This window comes from Pseudomonas sp. 10S5, assembly GCF_035019745.1.
Classification (GTDB): Bacteria; Pseudomonadota; Gammaproteobacteria; order Pseudomonadales; family Pseudomonadaceae; genus Aquipseudomonas.
Genome location: NZ_JASJVL010000061.1, coordinates 1 through 257, shown reverse-complemented (window position 1 = coordinate 257; position 257 = coordinate 1). Strand labels below are relative to the sequence as shown.

1 protein-coding gene is annotated in these 257 nt (G+C 55.3%); it reads left to right on the top strand.

Annotated elements, in window-relative coordinates; all coding sequences use genetic code 11:
- On the top strand, nucleotides 1-257 hold a 257-nt coding region (locus QN378_RS23385; RefSeq protein ID WP_323551222.1), incomplete at both ends, for a contractile injection system protein, VgrG/Pvc8 family.

Sequence of the window (257 nt, the reverse complement as noted above, 5' to 3'; positions counted from 1 at the left end):
ATCATCCTTGAAGTGCTCAAGGAACACGGCCTGTTTAGCGGCCTGGATGTGCAGTTCCACGGTGACGTGAGCCGCGCCACGCCACGTGAATACTGCGTTCAGTACGACGAAAGCGACCTGCACTTCGTGAATCGACTGTGCGAAGAAGACGGCTGGTTTTATCGTTTCGAGCATTCGGCCGACGGCCATCGGTTGATTTTCGCCGATGACGAAGGGATGTTTCCCCATAAAGCAAAGGTGGCGCTGCCGTTCAAACC